The organism is Variovorax sp. 22077 (assembly GCF_052044195.1).
Taxonomy (GTDB): Bacteria; Pseudomonadota; Gammaproteobacteria; order Burkholderiales; family Burkholderiaceae_C; genus Variovorax; species Variovorax atrisoli.
Window position 1 is genome coordinate 1 of the sequence record NZ_JBQEQC010000133.1, and the last position, 345, is coordinate 345.

Below are 345 nucleotides of genomic sequence, written 5' to 3' on the forward strand. Positions count from 1 at the left end.
GCCGGCGCTCGACGTGCGGCATCTCCCGGTCCAGCCAGGGCTTGACCTCCTCGAGCGCCACGGGGTGCGCGACGATCGTGCGGATGTCCTCGCGCCGGGTGCCGGGTTTCGCGAGCAGGCTGTACCCGAGCACCTTCGGGTACTCCGCCACCACCTGCACACCCGCGATCGCATCGAGCGCGAGCACGTCGTCGAGATACGGCGTGGCGCCGACCACCGAGGTTGTCACGGGCACGCACGCGCGCTCGATGGTCCCGGCGCGCAAGGCCTCGAAGAGGGTCTCGCGCTCAAGCGCGACGAGTTCCTCCTCCGCGAAGAGTTCCAGGCACGCCTGATGGGTCCAGC

1 protein-coding gene is annotated in these 345 nt (G+C 70.4%); it reads right to left on the bottom strand.

Going from position 1 to position 345, the window contains the following annotated elements; all coding sequences use genetic code 11:
* Positions 1-345, bottom strand: a 345-nt coding sequence (locus ACTJLF_RS34830) for a prephenate dehydratase domain-containing protein (protein WP_440884935.1), incomplete at both ends; no start/stop codon positions are given.